Here is a 19925-nt window from a genome sequence, read left to right as displayed (position 1 = left end):
ATCAGAGATAACCATGAAATCCGTAAAAGTATTTGCCCCGGCCACTGTTGCCAATGTCGTATGCGGATACGATATCCTCGGCTTTGCCGTCAACCAGCCGGGAGATGAAGTCGTCATGCGCCTCACCGGCGGCAAAGGCATCAGCATCACCAAAATCACAGGCGACGAAGGCAAACTGCCGCTCGACCCTGAAAAGAACACCGTAAGTGCCAGTGTGCAGCACTACCTGAACCACATCGGCATGCCCGATACCGGAGTAGAGATCGAGCTCCACAAGAAAATGCCCATTGGAAGCGGGTTGGGTTCCAGCTCGGCCAGTACCGTCGCAGGCCTTTTCGCCATCAATACCCTGTTCGACAACCGGCTGAGCAACCGCGACCTGGTTCCCTTTGCTATGAAGGGCGAGGAACTGGCCTGCGGTTACGGGCATGCGGATAACGTAGCGCCCGCACTGATGGGCGGTTTTGTCCTCATCCGGAGCTACGAACCGCTCGATATCATCAGCCTGCCCTTTCCGCAAGACTTCCATGCGGCCATTGTGTACCCCGAGGTAGATGTGCCGACTAAAGATGCCCGGCAGATGATCCGTTCCAAAGTCCAGCTGAAAGACGCGGTTACCCAATGGGGAAACGTAGCCGGTCTGGTCAGCGGATTGTTCCTCAATGACTATGGGCTTATCGGGCGCAGCATGACCGATATCCTGGTCGAACCGGTCCGCTCCATCCTTATCCCTGATTTTGCGGTGCTCAAATCGCTGGCACTGGAAAACGGAGGCTTGGGTTTCGGCATCTCCGGCTCCGGGCCTTCCGTATTTGCACTCACCCGCGATGCAGAAACCGCCGCTGGCATTACAGCCAGGCTGCAGCAGCACCTGAAGAAAATGGACATCAACAGCCTTGCCTTTGTATCCGAAGTCAACAAAAAAGGGCCGATCCTGCTTGACTAACGGCATTTTATTATTACCCTCTCGTCATTCCGAGGCACGAGGAATCTCTTGATTTGCTACCTCAACAAGAGAGCTCTCACGATGTTCGAGATGACGGCGTGATGAACTATTAATGAACTAAAACCAGAAATGAAACTCTATAGCACCAATAACCACGAACTCCGCACAGACTTCCAGACTGCAGTGTTCAACAGTATGCCTGCAGACAAAGGTTTGTATATGCCACTGCACATCCCCAGGCTAGATGCAGACTTTATCGATCATATTGAAAACTATACCCTCGCTGAAATCGCCTTCAAAGTTGCCGCTGCACTCCTGCAGGATGCCATTCCTGCCGCAGACCTGAAGTACATCATCGATGAGGCCATCAATTTTGACGCCCCTGCAGTTCCGCTTCAGGAGGCCGGCGAAACCCAGCCGGACAGCTATGTCCTTGAACTCTTTCACGGCCCCTCACTGGCCTTCAAAGATTTCGGCGCCCGTTTCATGAGCCGCATCATGGGCTATTTCCTGAAGAACAACGAAAAGACCCTCGATGTACTTGTGGCCACCTCCGGCGACACCGGTGGTGCAGTTGCACTGGGCTTCCTGGGCGTTCCCAATACCCGGGTAACCATATTGTACCCCAAAGGAAAGGTCAGTGACATCCAGGAACTCCAGCTCTGTACCAATGGACAGAATATTCATGCCCTTGAGGTTTCCGGTACTTTCGATGATTGCCAGGCCCTGGTCAAACAGGCTTTCGCAGACGAAGAACTAAACGATAAACTTCGGCTGACATCGGCCAACTCCATTAATATTGCAAGGCTTATCCCCCAAAGCTTTTATTATTTCCATGCCTATGCCCAATTGAAGCGTCAGGGCAAGACCGATGTGGTATTTTCTGTGCCCAGCGGTAATTTCGGCAATATCGCCGCCGGCCTGCTTGCACATAAAATGGGCCTGCCCGTCAGGCAGTTCATTGCGGCGACCAATATCAACGATACCGTGCCGCGCTACCTGGAAAGCGGTGTTTACGAAACCAGACCATCTGTGCAGACCTATGCCAATGCCATGGATGTAGGCGCTCCCAGCAACTGGACCCGCATTATGGACCTTTTCGGCAACGACCTGGAAGAAGTCAGGAAAATCGTAACGGGCTATACCTTTACCGACGAACAGACATTGCAGGGCATCAAAGAACTCTACAGCCGTTTCCATTACATTGCCTGCCCGCATACCTCCATTGCCTGGCTGGCACTGGAAAAGTATAAGGAGAACACGATAGCTGATGCTGATTTTGCAGGCATTTTTGCCTCAACTGCGCACGCCTGCAAATTCCCTGATATTTTTCCTGAGGACATAAAGTCCAGGATTGAGGTTCCCGGACAAGTAAAGGAGCTGTTGGGTAAGAGCAAACAAGCCACCCCGATCCAGGCAGATTTCGGAGAGTTTAAACGCTATTTAAATACTTACCAGGGGCAGGAAGGGAACGCTACTTCTTACTGAACCGCATAATGGCGATATCCCCCATTCTGAAATTAAGGGTGGTATCGCCAACAATATCATAGTGGCTTACCTTTTTCAGCACCTCCAGGAAGGTTGCTTCCCCTTCTCCGGGACAGGCCATTTTCGTCATCATAAAAGGCTTTGTGAAATTGATCGTCGTATCATCTGCCGCCAGCGCCCCTGAAAAGGAATTACAACTGGTATTCCCGCTGAACCGCTTTTCAGAGACCTCAAACTTAATGACAGGTTTTTTGGCCGGATACAAGCCGTTAAATGCAATCCTTGGCCCCGAAATATAGTTCAGCTCCCAGGTGCCGCTCAGTGCCGACAAACCACCGTTTCCTATCGCGCCGGGTTTCATGGTGGTACAGGCCGTAAGAAGGGCCAAAATCACGACGGTCAATAGCAAATTTCTCTTCATAGCGTTCTGTCTTATCTGTATGAAATTACAAAGAGTATTCCAAAAAAGCTAAATCAGGACCCATCTTAATAGGCCAGGTTCGGGCTCAGCCATTTTTCCGCCTCTTCCAGCGACATTCCTTTGCGCTGTGCATAGTCCTCTACCTGGTCACGGGTGATTTTACCCAATCCAAAGTACCTGGAATCGGGGTGCGCAAAATAGAACCCGCTCACTGCTGCGGTAGGATACATCGCAAAACTCTCCGTAAGCTTCAGTCCGATCCTGTTCTCTGCATCCAGCAGCGCAAACAATGTACCCTTTTCTGTATGTTCAGGACAAGCGGGATAACCTGGCGCCGGGCGTATTCCGACGTATTCTTCCTTGATCAGCGCCTCATTGCTCAGCGATTCGCCCTTCGCATAACCCCAGTATTCCTTTCGTACAAGTTCATGCATCTTTTCTGCAAAAGCCTCGGCAAGCCTGTCGGCCAGTGCCTTCACCATAATGCTGTTATAGTCGTCAAACACGGCTTCATATTCGGCTACCAGCTCATCGCAGCCAATGCCGGCCGTCAGCGCAAAGCCACCGAAGTAATCCTGCACACCGCTGTCTTTCGGGGCAATAAAATCGGATAGTGCATAGTAAGGATTACCGGCAGTCTTTTCCGCCTGCTGGCGCAGCGTGTGAAATGCCACTTCAGTCTCCGGCAGCTGTACCAGAATGTCATCACCAACCGCATTTGCCGGCCAGAAACCGATCACTGCTTTTGCCTTCAGTAATTTCCCGTCAACGATCCGTTTCAGCAAGGCCTGTGCATCATTGAACAGCTTCTGTGCTTCCGTGCCTACAGCCTTGTCCTCCAGAATGCGCGGGTAACTGCCGCGCAGTTCCCAGGTCTGGAAGAAAGGGGTCCAGTCGATGTAATCCAATAGTTCCTCCAGCGGAAAATCTTCAAAAACCTTAGTTCCTGTAAACGATGGGGCAGGGGCCACTTTGTCCAGGTCAATTTTAAACCCTTCTGCACGGGCCTCTTCAATGGTCTTATAGCGCTTATCCGAACGCTTGTTCAGGTGCGCCTCGCGGGCCTTGTCGTATTCCGCTCTGATCCCTGCAATATACTCGTCCCTCAGGTCTTTGTTCATCAGCGTACAGGCCACGGTTACACTCCTGGAAGCATCCAGTACGTGTATGGCTGGTCCGGAATAGTTAGGGGCAATCTTCACCGCCGCATGGATCCGAGAAGTGGTCGCGCCGCCGATCATCAGCGGAATGGTAAAGCCCTCGCGCTCCATCTCCTTGGCGAAATGGACCATTTCGTCCAGCGAAGGCGTGATCAGCCCGCTCAGTCCGATGATATCCGCATTAATTTCCTTTGCTTTTCTGATGATCTCCTGCGCAGGTACCATTACCCCCATGTCCACGATCTCAAAGTTGTTGCAGGCCAGTACCACCCCGACAATGTTCTTGCCGATGTCGTGCACGTCACCTTTTACCGTCGCCATGAGGATCTTTCCTGCAGACGAGCCGGCGCCGCCATCAGGATTGTTCAGTTTCTCTTCCTCGATAAAAGGCAACAGGTAAGCCACCGCCTTTTTCATGACCCTGGCCGATTTCACGACCTGGGGAAGGAACATTTTTCCGGCGCCGAACAAGTCGCCGACCACATTCATTCCGTCCATCAGCGGGCCTTCGATCACTTCAATCGGCCGTGCATATTTCTGGCGGGCCTCTTCCACATCTGCATCCAGGTGCTCGATCAGCCCTTTCACCAGCGCATGCGATAACCTTTCCTCTACCGTTCCCTTGCGCCATTCCTCATCACGCACCACCTCTTTGCCCTTAGATTTGATCGTATCTGCATACTCTACCAGCCGCTCTGTAGCGTCGGGCCTGCGGTTCAGCAATACGTCTTCCACCATCACCAGCAGCTCCGGCGGAATCTCTTCATAGACTTCCAGCATCCCCGCATTGACGATACCCATGTCCATGCCTGCTTTGATCGCATGATAAAGGAATGCCGAGTGCATAGCCTCGCGCACCACATTGTTGCCCCTGAAAGAGAATGAAATGTTCGAAACACCGCCACTCACCTTGGCCAGCGGAAGGTTCTGCTTGATCCATCGTGTGGCGTTAATAAAATCTACCGCGTAATTGTTGTGTTCCTCCAGACCGGTGGCTACGGTCAGGATGTTCGGATCAAAAATGATGTCTTCCGCGGGAAAACCCAATTCTTCAACCAGTATCCTGTAAGAGCGCGAGCAGATCTCTACCCTGCGCTCGTAATTGTCTGCCTGTCCCTGTTCGTCAAAGGCCATGACCACAACGGCAGCGCCATAGGTCATGATCTTGCGCGCACTTTCCCTGAACTTGTCCTCACCCTCCTTCAGCGATATCGAGTTCACAATGCCCTTACCCTGCAGGCATTTCAAACCTGCTTCAATGACTGTCCATTTGGACGAATCGACCATGATGGGCAGCTTTGCGATATCCGGTTCCGAGGCGATCAGGTTGAGGAACTTTGTCATCGAAGCCTCCGAGTCGATCATGCCCTCGTCCATGTTCACGTCGATCACCTGCGCGCCGCCTTCCACCTGTTGCCTGGCCACCGCCAGGGCAGCCTCAAAATCGCCGCTAAGGATCAGTTTCGAGAATTTCGGCGAACCCGTGATGTTCGTCCGCTCGCCTATATTTACAAAAATGCTTTCAGGAGTTATCGTTACCGGTTCCAGTCCGCTCAGGCGCAGGTAAGGTTCAGTCTTAGGGATTCTTCTTGGCGTCACGCCTGCGGCTTTCGCTGCAATACAGCCAATGTGTTCCGGAGTAGTGCCGCAACAGCCACCTACAATGTTCACGAAGCCATGCTGTATAAAATCCTCTACCAGATGTGCCGTTTCATGTGGCTTTTCATCATAAGCACCAAATTCATTGGGCAGCCCGGCATTTGGATAGGCAGATACATAACACTCCGCTTTTGCAGCCAGCTCTTCGATGTGCGGGCGCATCTCTTTGGCTCCAAGCGCACAATTGAGCCCGATACTCAGGGGCTGTGCATGCCGCAGGGAATTGTAAAATGCCTCTACAGTCTGTCCGGAAAGTGTTCGGCCAGACGCGTCAGTGATCGTTCCCGAAATCATGATCTCAATCTTCCGGCCGATCACCTCTTCATATTTCTTTACCGCCGCGATCCCTGCCTTGGTGATCAGGGTATCGGTTATCGTCTCAAAAAGCAGCAGGTCGGCACCGCCGTCAATCAGGCCGCGTACCTGTTCATAGAACGCATCAAAAAGCTCATCAAAGGTTACTGCCCGGTAGCCCGGATCGTTCACATCCGGCGACATGGAAGCCATTTTTGTAGTCGGCCCCAGCGCCCCGGCAACAAAACGCGGTTTGTCCGGTGTTTTCGCCGTAAACTCCATCGCTACCTCTTTGGCAATGCGCGCACCCTCATAGCTCATTTCATAAGACAGGTCTTCCATTTCGTAGTCTGCCATGGAAATGCGTTGCGTGCTGAAAGTATTGGTCTCGATGATGTCCGTACCGGCTTCCAGGTACGCCGCGTGGATTGCCCTGATCACATCCGGACGGGTAATGTTGAGCAAATCGTTATTGCCCTTCACCTCGCAGGGATGGTCCTTAAACCTTTCCCCCCTGAAGTCTTCTTCAGTCAGCGCATAGCGCTGGATCATGGTGCCCATTGCACCGTCAATAATCAGGATGCGCTTTTCTAGTTCTTCTCTAATGTTCATTTAATGAGGATACAGTATGAGCATACAACAAGCTATTTTTGATAGAGGCCAGGGCCTAAACAAGTGCCGAACCCATTGTATGCAAAGCCTGACCACCGCACCTCCGTGCGTATACTGCAGGCCTTACAAAAATGCAATAAAGAAAAATTAAATCCAAAAATGAACGGGCCTGGAAGGTCACAGGCCCAGCACCAGTTCCTTTGCCAGCTCCAGCTCCTTCGGGCTGATGGTATGCGGCCGGCCGTTAAAGATCCTTGTGGTTACTTTCGCATTCATCTTAGCCAGTATCCCGGCGCTTAATTCTACCCGGCGTACCGGTACATGCGGATCGGGGTCGCCCGTAGTGATCAATACAGGGGTGTTTTTGAAATCGCCTTTATAATTTGCCATGTTGATTTCCTGGCCGATGAGCCCGCCGGTGAAGGCGACCGCCCCACCGTATTGCTGTGCGTTCCGGGTAATGTATTCCAGCGTGAGACATGCTCCCTGAGAAAAGCCCACAAAATACAGTGCACTTGCCGGGATGCCTGCCGCAATCACTTCATCTGCCAGTTCTTTGATCAGCGTAAGTGCAGAATCCAGCGCGGGCTGGTTCTGGCTTACGGGTGCAATAAAACTGTAAGGGTACCAGCTATTATTGGTGGCCTGTGGGGCCAGCAGCGCAGCATCTTCTATACCCAGGTGCCTGCCCAGCGACAGGATATCTGTCGCTGTGGCACCCCTGCCGTGCAGGAAAATCACTGCCTTTTTTGCCTCCGCCAGCGGAACGCCGGCGGCGACTATTTGTCGATCATGCGTGTACATTTTTAATCCAGTTTAGGTAAAACCTTTTCTATTTCCTGTCTGTCTGCTTCATATTGTGCAGGCAGTTTGAGGTTGCTGCCCAGTTCTTCCAGCGGTTCATCCACCGTAAAGCCGGGGTTATCGGTAGCGATCTCGAACAATACACCGCCTGGTTCCCTGAAGTAAAGCGAATAGAAGTAATTCCTGTCTATCTTTTCGGTAATGTGCAGGCCCATCGCCAGTGCCCTGTCCCTGTAGTGCATCAGGGTCTCCTCATCCTTTACCCTGAAGGCAATGTGGTGTACAGATCCGCCTGCGACATGGCCTATCGGTTCTCCGGGAGCTTCCACGATATCTACGATAGCTGCATACTCCACGGCATTTGTCACAAAGCGGTGCCGGTTCACTTCTGTCGCGGCAAGTTTATAGCCCAAAAGTTCCGTAAGCACTTGTGCGGTGGCCTCCATTTTGTTGGCGGTAATAGTTACATGATGAAAACCATATACCGCATTTTCAGTACCGATCTCCGGGCTGAGCCATTGTTTCCTGGTATCGGTTTCCACCTCAGTCAGTTCAAACTTCAGACCGTCGGGATCCAGAAAGGTCAGGTATTTCTGCCCGAACTTTTCGGCAGGCTTGTTATAGATCACATTGTTCTTCTCGAACCGGTCCTGCCAGAAGGCAAGACTGCCTGAAGGTACACTGTAACCGATCTCGGTAGCCTGACGCGAGCCCCTTCTGCCCTGTACGATGCCCTCCCAGGGAAAGAAAGTCAGGATGGTGCCCGGCGTTCCCTGTTCATCGCCATAATAAAAGTGGTAAGTTCCCGGATCATCGAAGTTGACCGTTTTTTTGACCAGTCTCAGACCCAGTACCCTGGTATAAAAGTCGTAGTTCCTTTTGGCGTTCCCTGCTATCGCAGTGATGTGGTGGATGCCTGAAATTTTAGTTTCCATAATTGTTCTCCTTAAAGACAAACAAATTTACGGCAGGTCTGCCAGGTAAATCTTAACATAGAATAAGAAATGGAGGCTGATTGTCCGGTCCTGGTATTGGGCTGAACCAGGCCTGGTACAGGGTTTAGACGGGATTTGTTCGCAAAACGGGTACCCTTTTGCGAACAAAGTGCGAACCAATCCCGACTCAGCCCCGAATCATGTGGGTTGAGAGACCATTGTGTCTCGTCCTATGTCTCGTCCTGGTATAGTGCTGGTCTTGTTCTTGTATCGCTTCAGGAATTATTTTCTGCGGCATTGGTTTTATCGGATGATTTGCAATAATTTAGCATATATGATGGCTGATTACAGCAAACACAGCGAAAACGAGTTGCTTTCTCTTTTACAGGGAGGCAACCAGCAGGCATTCGGCGTTTTGTACAACCGTTACAAAGCCCCGCTTTACCTGCATGCTTTCCGTATGCTGCAGGATGATGAGGAAGCGCGTGACATTGTTCAGGAACTTTTTTCGGTCATCTGGGCAAGGCGAGAATCGCTGAAGATCAGTACAACGTTTGAAGGTTACCTGTTCAGCACCATCAAAAACCGGATACTCAATTTCATTGCCCACCGGAAGGTCGTTGACCGTTACACGAAATACCTGAGTACTTTTGTTGAAGAAGGCATTTCAGGCGAGGATGAGCGTTTCGTCAACAGGGAACTGCTGGCGATCATACAGGAAGAAGTGGCCATGTTGCCGCCGAAAATGCGTGAAGTATTTGAAATGAGCCGGTACGAGGGAATGAGCAACAAAGAAATCGCGGCCCGTCTGGGCATCTCTGATCTTACCGTAAAAAAGCAGTTGAACAATGCAGCCAAGATACTGAAGCCGAAGATCGGCCTTTGCGTCGCGCTGTTCCTTTCCCAGCTTTAGGTTTCCGTTTATAGCGTCAGCTTATTTTTTATTTGTAGTTTCGATTGACGAGATTTAAATAAAAAAATAAGTTACGAACTATACATGAAAAACTCAGATAAGATACTGGAGGATAAGGAAATCGCCACGATGCTGGACCAGAACGCCGAGCACATGAGGAAGCTGCACGAGATCGTTCAGAAGACGATGCAGGAGGAAAAGCTCATTGTCGATAACCTGCTGCACCCGCCTAAGGAGACCTTAACCAGCGGGCAACGGGTTTCAGACAAAGTAGCGCGGTTCGGGGGTAGCTGGAAGTTTATTATCGTGTTTACGGTGATATTGATTGTCTGGATCATATACAATAGTTCCCTGCCGGTTGCGGACAGGTTCGATCCTTATCCTTTCATCCTGATGAACCTGGTGTTGTCCTGCCTTGCCGCACTCCAGGCGCCCATCATTATGATGAGCCAGAACCGGCAGGAGGAGAAGGACAGAATGCGTGGAGAGAACGATTACCTGGTCAACTTAAAGTCTGAACTGGAAATCAGGAGCCTTCATGAAAAGATAGATATGCTGCTGCAAGAGCAGATCAAGGGACTTTATGATGCACAGGTAACGCAGCTCAGGTTGCTGAAAGACCTGTCGCAGAAAATTGAGGGATTGGAAAAGCATAAGTGACGTTGTTAGCTCAAACCGTTGGGGAAAGCGGTTTATGCCAACAGAATAGCAGCAGGAATGCCTAATTGTTTATGCAGTATTTTGGCTATTCTTAATGTCAAAGGTTTTTTTTTATTGAGTAAAGCCGAAACATATGCCTTACTACCAATCCAGTTTACTAAATCTTTATTCATTAAACCCTTTTCTTCCATTTTTAACTTTACAACTTCAATAGGATCTGGAGACGGGACTGAGTAATTCTCATCTTCGTAATGTTTGATCAGTAACAGGGCAATTTGAAGTTTTTGACCCTCTGGAGAGCTAGGGAGGGTATTTTCATCGAATTGCTTATCTACCCAATCTAGTATTGACTGATATTGTTCTTCTGTTTTTATAATTTGTAATTCCATAACTAAGCCTTGAATTTAACTTTTGTCACGTCTATTTTATCGTATTCCTTATGCGTGCCAAACCACTTGATTTGTATAACCTTATAAATAAAAACAATCCTAACGACCAGGCGATATCGATTACCCATAATATTGATCACTACACGATCATCCCCGATCAGGCTTGCGTTTGCATATTGAGATTTAAGCTGCTGAAAGTTGGCAAATTCAGCATTTAAAAACTCATAATACCATTCATATAAAGCGTTTTTGGCAGTAGGATACTTTTCTGCATATTCTAAAAGTGTCTTTCTATTTATAATATTAAACATTTTAGGTTTACTATTAGTGAACAAATATAAGTTGTTTTTTGCAATCTTAGTTAATTTCTGGTTGCTGAGGCGGAGATTATCCGGATAAGTTATATTGTGTTGATTTTCAGCGTTTTTGTTTCTATAAGTTCTGCGAAATAGCGGGATAAAAAATATTTTCATTTTTCCCTACTACCAAATGCAGGTCTTGCTGTCTTATAGTTGTATGGGCCGAAATGAGCGGATATAGCAGAAATAGAAACAGGGGAATATAAAAGCGGCTGGAAAGCAATATGAATAAGGAAGAACTGGAAATATTGTTGCAGAAATACATGGACGGGACGCTGACCGGCGATGAGCGGTTGCGGCTGGAAAGGTGGTATTTGCATCAGGCCAGGTCTGGAAAGCCGCTGGAAGATGCAGGAGTTTTCGCGTCAAGGTTAAGGGAAATGGATATCGAGGTGCTTGCAGATGTTCTCGGCAATAACGAGCCGGGTCGAAAGCTACTGATAAGCCCGTGGACAAGGTGGGTAGCCATGGCTGCGGCGGTGGCGACGGTGGTGTTTGGCGTGTGGTTTTTCAATTATAAGATTGCTTCGCAGGCTCGCAATGACGGTTTGGTGATGAATGATGTTGCTCCGGGTAAGTATGGTGCGACGATCAGACTGGCAAACGGGCAGATAATACAACTGGACAGTGCGAAGCGTGGCGTGGTTGTGGGAGGTGCTGCGGGCATTGCTTATAGTGACAACACTCCCGTCATTTCGAACGAAGAGAGAAATCTCCTGAACAGCAAAGACAAGAGATCCCTCGGAACTCGGGATGACGTTGTGCAGTTGACCGCGACGACCGCCAGAGGGCAGACTTACCAGTTTACCTTGCCGGACGGAACTAAGGTATGGCTGAACGCAGACTCAAAATTGGAATTTCCTGATCAGTTTTCTGGAAAAGAGAGAAAAATATTGATGCAGGGTGAGGCATATTTTGTGGTAAAGCATAATGATAAGCAACCATTCAGGGTAGTGAGCAAGGCAAGAGATGGAAGGGAGCAGGTTGTTGAGGACATTGGAACTGAGTTTAACATTAAGGCTTATCCCGATGAGCCGAGTGTGAAAACGACGTTGGTGGAAGGCAGTGCGCGGGTTATACCAGTGGCGAGCCTAACCCGTCATTCCGACGACAGGAGGAATCTCTTGAATAGCAAAGACAAGGGATCTCTCGCTATGCTCGAGATGACGGGTAAGGGCGGAGAGGGCGTGACGCTAACCCCTAACCAGCAGGCAAGTTTAGCCAACGGTACCCTGAAAGTGGAAAAGGTAGACACCGAAGAGGTTACTTCCTGGAAAAATGGCTTCTTCGTGTTCAAGTCAACAACGCTGGAATCGGTGCTGAGCCAGGTGGAGCGATGGTATAATGTAGAGGTGGTCTACAGCAGTGAAGCATTGAAGAAGCTGACGCTGAGCGGTTCGGCTTCCAGGAACAGCAATGTATCGGTAGTGCTGCAGGCGATAGAAAATACCGGCACAGCAAAATTTAAAATAGATGGAAAGAAAATAACTGTATTGAAATAAATGATGAACCGCCTGACCAGCGGCTGGCTATAGGTATTGATCGTCCCTGTAGAGAGCATCAACAAACTATCAACTAAACAACCAAAACGACTATGATCAGATATTTACGACAGCAGAGTTAATGCAGCAAAGGGGCAGACCAGATAAAAAAAGCCGGAAAGTGAGTTCGAGACACTTGCCGGCAAAGGCCTGAGTCAAACCCAACAGAACAATTTTGACAAGTTTCCAAGGTATTTAACTCAAACCAACTAAAAGTATGTATAAAATTACTTTTAACCAAGGTATGCTGCGAAGGCGGCTGCCTCAAAAAATACTATTGATTATGAAGTTGATCGTAATCATCATGACCACCTGCCTGGTGCAGGTAAGTGCCGCGGGCTTTGCCCAAAAGCTCAATTTCACCAAAAGGGGCGCTTCCCTTTCCCAGATCTTCACGGAAATCAGGAAGCAGACGGGCTATTTCGTGATCTATTCAGACGAGCAGGTAGACGATGAGGCTAAACTGGATGTAAATTTCAAAAACACAGACCTAAAAGACGTCATGGATGTGATCGGCAAGAGCCAGTCCCTGGATTATTCCTTTGCGGAAAGGAACATTAGCCTGAAGCCGAAGGAGAAAGGATTTCTGGATAACATTATTGCGCGATTTCAGGCGATTGATGTACGGGGTAAGGTGGTGGATTCGCTGGGTAACGGACTGGCCGGTGCGACGGTAAGTGTGAAAAATGGTAAGGGCTCTACATCTACCGATGCCGCCGGAAATTTCCAGTTGAAGAATGTGGATGAGGGGGCCGTGTTGGTGGTGAATTATCTCGGGTATATAACCAGGGAAATTGCTGCCAGTAAGGAGTTTATGAATGTGGTTTTGCAGCAGAGTGCAAGTAAGTTGGATGAGGTGCAGATACAGGCGTATGGGGTGACTTCAAGGAGATTGAGTACGGGAAATATTTCGACAATTAAAGCTGAAGATATTGCTAAACAACCGGTTGTGAACCCACTTTTAGCGTTACAGGGAAGGATTCCGGGATTAAACATAACACCGACAACGGGTCTTTCTGGTGGATCAGTAAAAGTAAGATTGAGGGGGCAAAACTCATTGAACTTCAAAGCCGAACCCTTAATTGTTCTCAATGGCTTACCTGTTGATAATAACGTCGTCGGACTCGGGCATTTTAATTTGAGTGATCTTTCAGCATTGAGCTTTCTCAATAGCAATGATATTGAATCGATAGACGTTTTGAAAGATGCCGATGCGACCTCAATTTATGGAAGCAGAGGAGCGAACGGTGTTATCCTTATAACCACCAAGAAAGGAAAGTTGGGTCGACTCAGCGTGGACGCGACGCTCCAAACGGGTATAGGAAATGTTCCCAAAAAAATGGAGATGTTAAAGACACCTGACTACTTGGCGCTGAGAAGACAAGCGTATTTAAACAGTGGCATTAATATCAACAGCTTGTCTCCTGCACTTAATAATGCTGATGTACGTTACTGGGATCAAAAACGGTATACAGACTGGCAGGAAGAACTGATTGGCAAAAGTGCTCGCTACACCGACTTCCAAACATCAGTGTCAGGAGGAGCTGCTAGCTTTCAATATCTGTTGGGAGGAAATTACCACAAGGAAACCGTTGTGTTTCCGGGTGACAATGCTGATAAAAAGGGCAATGCACATGTCAGTATTTCTGGAAGCTCGCCCGATCAACGATTAAAAGCTACAATGATGGCTAGTTTTCAAGTAGACAATAACTCCTTGCCTGGAATTGATTTGACTGCACAGGCATTAAATTTAGCACCAAACGCACCTTCGTTGTTTACAAATGAAGGGCTAATAAATTATGAGCCATTGCCAAACGGCAATAGAAGTTGGAATAACCCATACCGGGAATTGTATAAAACATATGAGGCGAGAGTTACAAACTTAAATGCAGCAGGCAGCTTTACCTATAATCTACTTGATCCTCTAACTTTCAAAGTCCAATTTGGCTATAATGAATTGAGAGGCGAAGCATTCAATAAGATAGTACCTTTCGCTGGGCGGCCCCAAGAATCGTCGAATTTATTAGCAGCGGCTGGATTTAATACAACAGGGACAATAGGAGTTTCCGTAGAACCACAAGTCACATACAGGTCCCCTTTGCTCTCAGGTGACCTCGACATTTTAGTAGGCGCCGCCTACAACTCAAAATCAAATACTGACCAGTACATATTCGCTTCAGGAGCAACAAGCGATGCCCTACTAGGTAGTTTAGCAGCTGCGACTTCTTATATCCTATCAAACAACACACTTCAATATAAATATGCTGCTATTTTCGGGAGAGCAAGTTACAACTTTAAAAATAAGTATCTTTTCAATTCTACTATTAGGAGAGACGGCAGTAGCAGATTTGGGCCAAATAAAAAATATGGAACTTTCGGATCCCTGGCCGCGGGGTGGATTTTCACGGAAGAGGCAGCCCTCAAAGAACATTTGCCTTTGTTAAGCTTCGGAAAAATCAGGGCAAGTTATGGAAGCAGTGGTAATGATGGAATTGGGGATTATGCTTACTTCGAGCGATTCAACCCTGTGGATGTCGATGATTTATATCAAGGAGTAAGGGGATATAGAACGAGCGGTTTATTTAATAGCTATTATAGTTGGGAAGTCACAAGGAAATTAGAAGTCGGATTAGACCTTGGATTCTGTAAGGATAAACTTTTACTTAATTTTTCGGCATTCAGAAATCGGTCGGACAATCAGTTGATCGCTAACGCATTCCCTAGCATTGCAGGCCCTGGCCAACCGATTTACAATTTTCCCGCATTGATTCAGAACTCGGGACTCGAAGTAACTGCTACAGCCAATGCGGTAAACTCCCAAAACTTTACCTGGAAGCTGTCGTTTAATATTTCAAAAGACCGCAATAAACTTGTTTCGTACCCAGACATTCAAAATAGCGTCATCTATCAATCTGTCATAGGAAAGCCTTTCTACGGCGAAGTACGAGTCTTCAAAGCTGCAGGCGTAGATTCGAAAACGGGGCTGTATCAATTTTACCAGCCTGACGGGCAAATTACATCGGCACCAGATGACTCCTATTTGCTCGACGAAGAAGCATCCACTAGAATACTAACCATTCCGAAATATTATGGTGGTATTTCGAATTCGTTTACATATAAGAAATTTAGTTTAGACATCTTTCTTCAATTTACTAAACAAATGGGTAAAAATCCGATGGTTGATTTCATCGGTGCAGCGGGTAATGTCCTCAGCAACTTACCTATAGAATTCTTAGACAGATGGCAAAGAGAGGGAGATGTTAAAAGATTTCAGAAGGTGTACAGGAATTATCCAGACGAATATTTACAGGCCGCCGGTCGTGCCCAGGCAAGCGACTTTGGATATGTTGATGCATCATTTTTGAGGCTAAAAAATGTTGCGCTTTCTTACAGTATCTCGAATTCATCACTCACTAAACTAGGATTAAACCAGCTCCGCTTTTTTCTGCATGGACAAAACCTCCTAACCTTCACAAGCTATAGAGGTCTTGATCCAGAGACTCTTTCGACAAGCACATTGCCGCAACTCAGAATAATAACAACAGGGTTACAGACCACTTTTTAAAACATTTGAAATGAGACCAACATCAAGACTTTATATAATCCGATTGGCAGTACCTATTATCGCAATCCTAAGCTCTTCATGTAAAAAGATTATTGAGGTAGACCCACCTGTTAACTCGGTTATTGGACGGGAAATATATGAGAATAACACAACGGCGACTTCAGTTCTAATTGGAATTTACACGGACATGAGCCTAATGGACGGTTTTACCGGGCAAAACTCAATTTCTGTAAGAACCGGATTGTCAGGCGACGAGCTAGTATCTGTTGCCGAGCCAAATAGTATACTAAGCCTTCTCTATACCAACCAATTGACAAACAATGGTAATCTCTTATTCTGGCCAATTTACTACTCTTACATATTTAGGGTTAACTCGGCGATTGAAGGAATTACCAATTCAAATAACATATCCGCTACAGTTAAGCGGCAACTTATAGCTGAAGCGAAATTTTTGCGTGCATTTCTTTATTTCTATTTGGCCAACTTGTACGGAGACATACCTCTAGCTACTACAACAGATATTAAAAACAACATTGTTCTACCAAGATCTAACAAAGCGCTAGTGTTTGAACAAATACTCAACGATTTAAAGGATTCTAAGAGCGAAATTAGCAGCTTTTATGTTGGTGGAAACAGTATTACAGCCTCCGACCAAAGAATAAGGCCAAACAAGGCTACTGTGACCGCCTTGTTAGCTAGAGTGTATTTATTCCTTGGGAACTGGAAAGAGGCAGAAGCGGAAGCCGACTCGATAATAAGCAATAGCTCAAATTATACTTTAGAAAGTCTAGATGAAGCCTTTTTATCAAATAGTCGAGAGGCGATTTGGCAACTTCAACCAGTCGTTGCGGCGTTAAATACGATGGACGGTAATCTTTTTGTTTTATTGCCAGGCAGTAACCTACCGGCTGGTCCGGATGGCTTTGGGAGACCGGTATATTTAAACAAAGACCTTTATAACTCGTTTGAGGAAAGCGACCTTCGTAAAACGCATTGGATAGACAGTGTATCTGTATCAGGCACAACATATCCTTTCCCTTATAAATACAAGGCTTGGGAGTATCAACAGCCTCGCACTGAATACTTAATGGTATTTAGACTCTCGGAACAGATATTAATTAGGGCCGAAGCAAGAATGCATCTTGGACGCTTATCTGGAGTTAATTCTGCGGAATCAGATTTGAACCTAATTAGAAAAAGAGCAGGATTGAATGACATTAGTTTAAGCACTGCGAACGCTATGGAATTAATTGTGAGCGAGAGGAGACATGAACTCTTTACCGAATGGGGACATCGATGGTTAGATCTTAAAAGGCTCAATAAAATCGACGAGGTGATGAACAAAGTAGCATCGACAAAGGGAACAACTTGGGCAAACTATAAATCTCTCTATCCTTTACCGATTGAGGACATCAAAAGTAACCCAAGCCTAGTAGGACACCAAAACCCCGGTTATCCGGAGAATTAGCCTATAGGTCAGTATGCCCGTCGCGCCGCGAAGGCTTAGTGACCTTTTTCTAGTATTCACAAACTAAATGAATCGTGAAGAGAAATATAATTTTTCCATTCTTAATATTACTGCTTTCATCTAATTTATACAGTCAGGCGACCGACAGAAGACAGGCTATCGACAGACAAGCTATAGAGAATTGGCAAACTGTGGAAGAGCCTAATATTTCTAGCGATGGACGCTATGTAAGTTTTATGATCGCTAGCAACTCATCAAGGGAGAAAATAGCAGTAATAACTAGGCGTTCCGACGAAAAGAACGCGATAATAAAAGGTTGTATATCAGCACCTTTGTTTTCTGGGAAAACTGACCAGGCATTTATACTAACTAACAATAATTTGACGATTTGTAAATTAAAGAACTTTTATACATCAACACTGCGAGATGTATCCAGGTTTCACTTGATACAAGTTGGAAAAAAAGAACTACTACTGACATACTCAGACTCCTCTAAACATTTCACGATACGCGACGCCGACTTAAAAAAAATAGGTGAATACGTCAACGTACATTCCTATAACTTGAATGAAAAAGCTGAAAGCATTGCATTAATGATGAAAGATAAGTATGATACAAATCGAGTCCAAACCATCGTATGGATTAATCTCAAGGAAGGCGTTATAGAACATATGGAGTCGGCCGACCAAATACTATTTTCAGACATCAGCAACAATGATAAATACTTAGCGTATGTGACGGAAGAGCCTAAAAGCGGCCGAAGAAAAATTTGGCTGAAAGAACGGGAAATCAAAAACCCGAAACTGACTTTTAAGGATGAGGACACCGGTAAGCTGCAATATGATGTCAAGTTCACCCAAGATAACAGGAGGCTTCTATTTAAAACTGAGAGAGAAACGAAGCTTGACACTTCATCAGTACTGTTATGGTCTTATAGGGATATGTTCCTACATGGCCAAAGGAAGCCATTAGGAGTCCAATACAATAACAATAACGACTACTATATCTATGATATACGTTCTAATCAAAAGGCTAGACTTGGTGATGATCACACATATATCTACATGCCGGAACGGATTAATTCAGTTGCATTGATTTGCCCTGCGCTTGATGGCCTCTGGTTCGACGAGAAAAGTAAGGATTCTCTTAAAGTGTTAAATCTTAATTCTGGGTCTTTGGACAGTTTCCTTCCTCTAACTCATGAGAACAGACGCTTCTATATATCTCCAGATGAAAGTTTTATTGTTTGGTTTGACGCATCACTTGGATCTTGGTTTTCTTATGAAGTTTCTAAAGGCATAACAAGAAATATTAGCGAAGGCATTCCAGAAAAGTTTTATAACGAAGAGTTCCAAAGGCGGGGTAGACGATCGAACTTCGGCCTGTTTGGTTGGACTGACGAAGGCCGTTCGGCAATTATTGCAGATCAGTATGACATTTGGGAAGTAGCTCTGGATCTAACTAGTTCGCCCAAGAATCTAACTGGGGGTATCGGGAAGAAAAATAGGATAGAATTAACAATTGCAAATCCTGACTTACAAAGAAGTTATAAAGTAGACGAACAATTAATAATTATCGGATATGATAGAGAGTCAAAGAACGGCGGCTACTTTAAACTTCGATTAGGTAACAGGTTTCAGTTTAAGCCGGGACACCTGTATCCTTTTGCCGTATCGTCCAGATTAGAACCTGGGTTTAGTGAAGCACCTGCAGGTTTCGTGAAACGTTCAGAGAAATGTGAGATTTTCTTGGTAATGCGTGAAAATGCTTCTACATCACCAAACTTATATCTGACAGCAGATTTCAATTCGTACAAACGGATATCAAGTGTCTATCCTGAGGCTGATTACAACTTCCTGACTGCGACATTAGTTCGTTTCAAAGGTGTCGACGGACAAGAATTATCGGGGATTCTATATAAGCCTCAAGATTTCAAATCTGAAAACAAATACCCCGTAATTTTAAATTATTACGCGAAGCGAAGCGACTTACTACATAAATATCTTAAGCCAGCATATTCTGAGGGAAATATAAATATACCTCTTTTTGTAAACCAGGGATACCTAGTCTTCGTGCCCGATGTTTACTCTGAGTCAGGCGAAAATGGAAAAGGCACCTTCAATTCTATTGAGGGAGCCGCCAAACATCTGGCATCGTTGCCTTTTGTCGATCCTTCCAAAATCGGTATCCAAGGTCACAGTTATGGTGGATGGCAAACGAACTACATGATAACACATTCTAAACGCTTCGCTGCGGCATGCGAAGCAGCAGGTGTCTCGAATCAGATATCCGCTTATAATCAACTTCAATATGATTTGGGGCCAGACAGACAACAGTTCTATGAGATGCAATCACAAGGTAGCCCATATGGTTTAAATGTAACCCCATGGTCAAGTACGGAGCTATACCTCGCCAACTCACCCGTGTTGAAAGTGGACCGAATATCCACCCCGTTTCTTATGATGCATAACAGAGAGGACGATTTGGTGCCATTTGAGCAGTCGGTAGAAATGTTCTTAGCCATGAGACGGGCGCGTAAACAGGTTTGGATGCTAATTTACAAAAATTCTGGGCACCAACTGTCTTCGGATAACGCTAAAGACTTTCATTCAAAAATGCTTGAGTTTTTTGATTACCTATTAAAAAATAAAAGTGCTCCAAACTGGATGAAACACAATAATGAAATTTAATACTCTTTGAAATCAAAATTA

At 46.4% G+C, this 19925-nt stretch carries 14 protein-coding genes; 8 read left to right on the top strand and 6 right to left on the bottom strand.

All coding sequences use genetic code 11. The features are described from left to right. The first annotated feature begins 13 nt into the window (after nucleotides 1-13). Nucleotides 14-946 carry a homoserine kinase gene (locus tag P2W84_RS14565; protein WP_276090882.1) on the top strand — a complete coding sequence of 311 codons (933 nt, stop codon included), beginning with the start codon at nucleotides 14-16 and terminating at the stop codon, nucleotides 944-946. Nucleotides 947-1075: 129 nt separating this feature from the next. Next, nucleotides 1076-2434 carry a threonine synthase gene (thrC, locus tag P2W84_RS14560; protein WP_276090881.1) on the top strand — a complete coding sequence of 453 codons (1359 nt, stop codon included), beginning with the start codon at nucleotides 1076-1078 and terminating at the stop codon, nucleotides 2432-2434. Here thrC and P2W84_RS14555 read toward each other — a convergent pair. The 4 genes from P2W84_RS14555 to P2W84_RS14540 form a co-directional block, all read right to left on the bottom strand. After that, on the bottom strand, nucleotides 2421-2855 hold the full coding sequence (locus tag P2W84_RS14555) for an META domain-containing protein (protein WP_276090880.1): 435 nt from the start codon (nucleotides 2853-2855) through the stop codon (nucleotides 2421-2423). The two genes, thrC and P2W84_RS14555, sit on opposite strands and share 14 nt — an antisense overlap. A gap of 65 nt (nucleotides 2856-2920) precedes the next feature. Further along, nucleotides 2921-6580, bottom strand: a complete 3660-nt coding sequence (gene metH, locus P2W84_RS14550) for a methionine synthase (RefSeq protein ID WP_276090879.1) — start codon at nucleotides 6578-6580, stop codon at nucleotides 2921-2923. Between the two features lie 177 nt (nucleotides 6581-6757). Then, complete coding sequence (locus tag P2W84_RS14545; protein ID WP_276090878.1) at nucleotides 6758-7384, bottom strand: dienelactone hydrolase family protein; 627 nt, start codon at nucleotides 7382-7384, stop codon at nucleotides 6758-6760. Between the two features lie 2 nt (nucleotides 7385-7386). Further along, on the bottom strand, nucleotides 7387-8319 hold the full coding sequence (locus P2W84_RS14540) for a ring-cleaving dioxygenase (RefSeq protein WP_276090877.1): 933 nt from the start codon (nucleotides 8317-8319) through the stop codon (nucleotides 7387-7389). 334 nt (nucleotides 8320-8653) lie between these two features. On the opposite strand from P2W84_RS14540, the gene P2W84_RS14535 reads away from it, so the two are divergent. Next, a complete protein-coding gene (locus P2W84_RS14535; protein WP_276090876.1) occupies nucleotides 8654-9232 on the top strand; it encodes an RNA polymerase sigma-70 factor in 579 nt (192 codons plus the stop codon). A gap of 84 nt (nucleotides 9233-9316) precedes the next feature. Continuing rightward, the gene (locus P2W84_RS14530) at nucleotides 9317-9892 is read left to right on the top strand and encodes a DUF1003 domain-containing protein (protein WP_276090875.1); all 576 of its coding nucleotides are present in this window, start codon (nucleotides 9317-9319) and stop codon (nucleotides 9890-9892) included. A gap of 32 nt (nucleotides 9893-9924) precedes the next feature. On the opposite strand, the gene P2W84_RS14525 is transcribed toward P2W84_RS14530, so the two are convergent. After that, a complete protein-coding gene (locus P2W84_RS14525; protein WP_276090874.1) occupies nucleotides 9925-10281 on the bottom strand; it encodes a transcriptional regulator in 357 nt (118 codons plus the stop codon). A gap of 2 nt (nucleotides 10282-10283) precedes the next feature. After that, entirely contained in the window at nucleotides 10284-10754 is a 471-nt protein-coding gene (locus P2W84_RS14520; protein WP_276090873.1) for a type II toxin-antitoxin system HigB family toxin, read from the bottom strand. Between the two features lie 110 nt (nucleotides 10755-10864). On the opposite strand from P2W84_RS14520, the gene P2W84_RS14515 reads away from it, so the two are divergent. From P2W84_RS14515 to P2W84_RS14500, 4 genes are all read left to right on the top strand, one after another. Continuing rightward, nucleotides 10865-12142 (top strand): FecR family protein, encoded by a 1278-nt coding sequence (locus P2W84_RS14515; protein WP_276090872.1) that lies wholly within the window; start codon nucleotides 10865-10867, stop codon nucleotides 12140-12142. A 256-nt stretch (nucleotides 12143-12398) separates the two neighbouring features. Next, entirely contained in the window at nucleotides 12399-15746 is a 3348-nt protein-coding gene (locus P2W84_RS14510) for a SusC/RagA family TonB-linked outer membrane protein (protein ID WP_276090871.1), read from the top strand. 10 nt (nucleotides 15747-15756) lie between these two features. After that, nucleotides 15757-17214, top strand: coding sequence for a RagB/SusD family nutrient uptake outer membrane protein (locus P2W84_RS14505; RefSeq protein ID WP_276090870.1), 1458 nt, complete (start codon nucleotides 15757-15759; stop codon nucleotides 17212-17214). 74 nt (nucleotides 17215-17288) lie between these two features. Beyond that, nucleotides 17289-19904: a prolyl oligopeptidase family serine peptidase gene (locus P2W84_RS14500; protein WP_276090869.1), complete on the top strand. Its 2616-nt coding sequence runs from the start codon at nucleotides 17289-17291 to the stop codon at nucleotides 19902-19904. Nucleotides 19905-19925 lie beyond the last annotated feature (21 nt).

The organism is Pedobacter sp. JY14-1 (assembly GCF_029269825.1).
Taxonomy (GTDB): Bacteria; Bacteroidota; Bacteroidia; order Sphingobacteriales; family Sphingobacteriaceae; genus Pedobacter.
Note: the sequence above shows the minus strand (reverse complement) of the source record. Positions and strands in the feature narration are given on the sequence as shown.

Excerpts from the sequence above, each read along its gene's own strand:
- P2W84_RS14565 (WP_276090882.1), top strand. The coding sequence starts at position 14 with ATGAAATCCGTAAAAGTATTTGCCCCGGCCACTGTTGCCAATGTCGTA.
- thrC (WP_276090881.1), top strand. The coding sequence starts at position 1,076 with ATGAAACTCTATAGCACCAATAACCACGAACTCCGCACAGACTTCCAG.
- P2W84_RS14555 (WP_276090880.1), bottom strand. The coding sequence starts at position 2,855 with ATGAAGAGAAATTTGCTATTGACCGTCGTGATTTTGGCCCTTCTTACG.
- metH (WP_276090879.1), bottom strand. The coding sequence starts at position 6,580 with ATGAACATTAGAGAAGAACTAGAAAAGCGCATCCTGATTATTGACGGT.
- P2W84_RS14545 (WP_276090878.1), bottom strand. The coding sequence starts at position 7,384 with ATGTACACGCATGATCGACAAATAGTCGCCGCCGGCGTTCCGCTGGCG.
- P2W84_RS14540 (WP_276090877.1), bottom strand. The coding sequence starts at position 8,319 with ATGGAAACTAAAATTTCAGGCATCCACCACATCACTGCGATAGCAGGG.
- P2W84_RS14535 (WP_276090876.1), top strand. The coding sequence starts at position 8,654 with ATGATGGCTGATTACAGCAAACACAGCGAAAACGAGTTGCTTTCTCTT.
- P2W84_RS14530 (WP_276090875.1), top strand. The coding sequence starts at position 9,317 with ATGAAAAACTCAGATAAGATACTGGAGGATAAGGAAATCGCCACGATG.
- P2W84_RS14525 (WP_276090874.1), bottom strand. The coding sequence starts at position 10,281 with ATGGAATTACAAATTATAAAAACAGAAGAACAATATCAGTCAATACTA.
- P2W84_RS14520 (WP_276090873.1), bottom strand. The coding sequence starts at position 10,754 with ATGAAAATATTTTTTATCCCGCTATTTCGCAGAACTTATAGAAACAAA.
- P2W84_RS14515 (WP_276090872.1), top strand. The coding sequence starts at position 10,865 with ATGAATAAGGAAGAACTGGAAATATTGTTGCAGAAATACATGGACGGG.
- P2W84_RS14510 (WP_276090871.1), top strand. The coding sequence starts at position 12,399 with ATGTATAAAATTACTTTTAACCAAGGTATGCTGCGAAGGCGGCTGCCT.
- P2W84_RS14505 (WP_276090870.1), top strand. The coding sequence starts at position 15,757 with ATGAGACCAACATCAAGACTTTATATAATCCGATTGGCAGTACCTATT.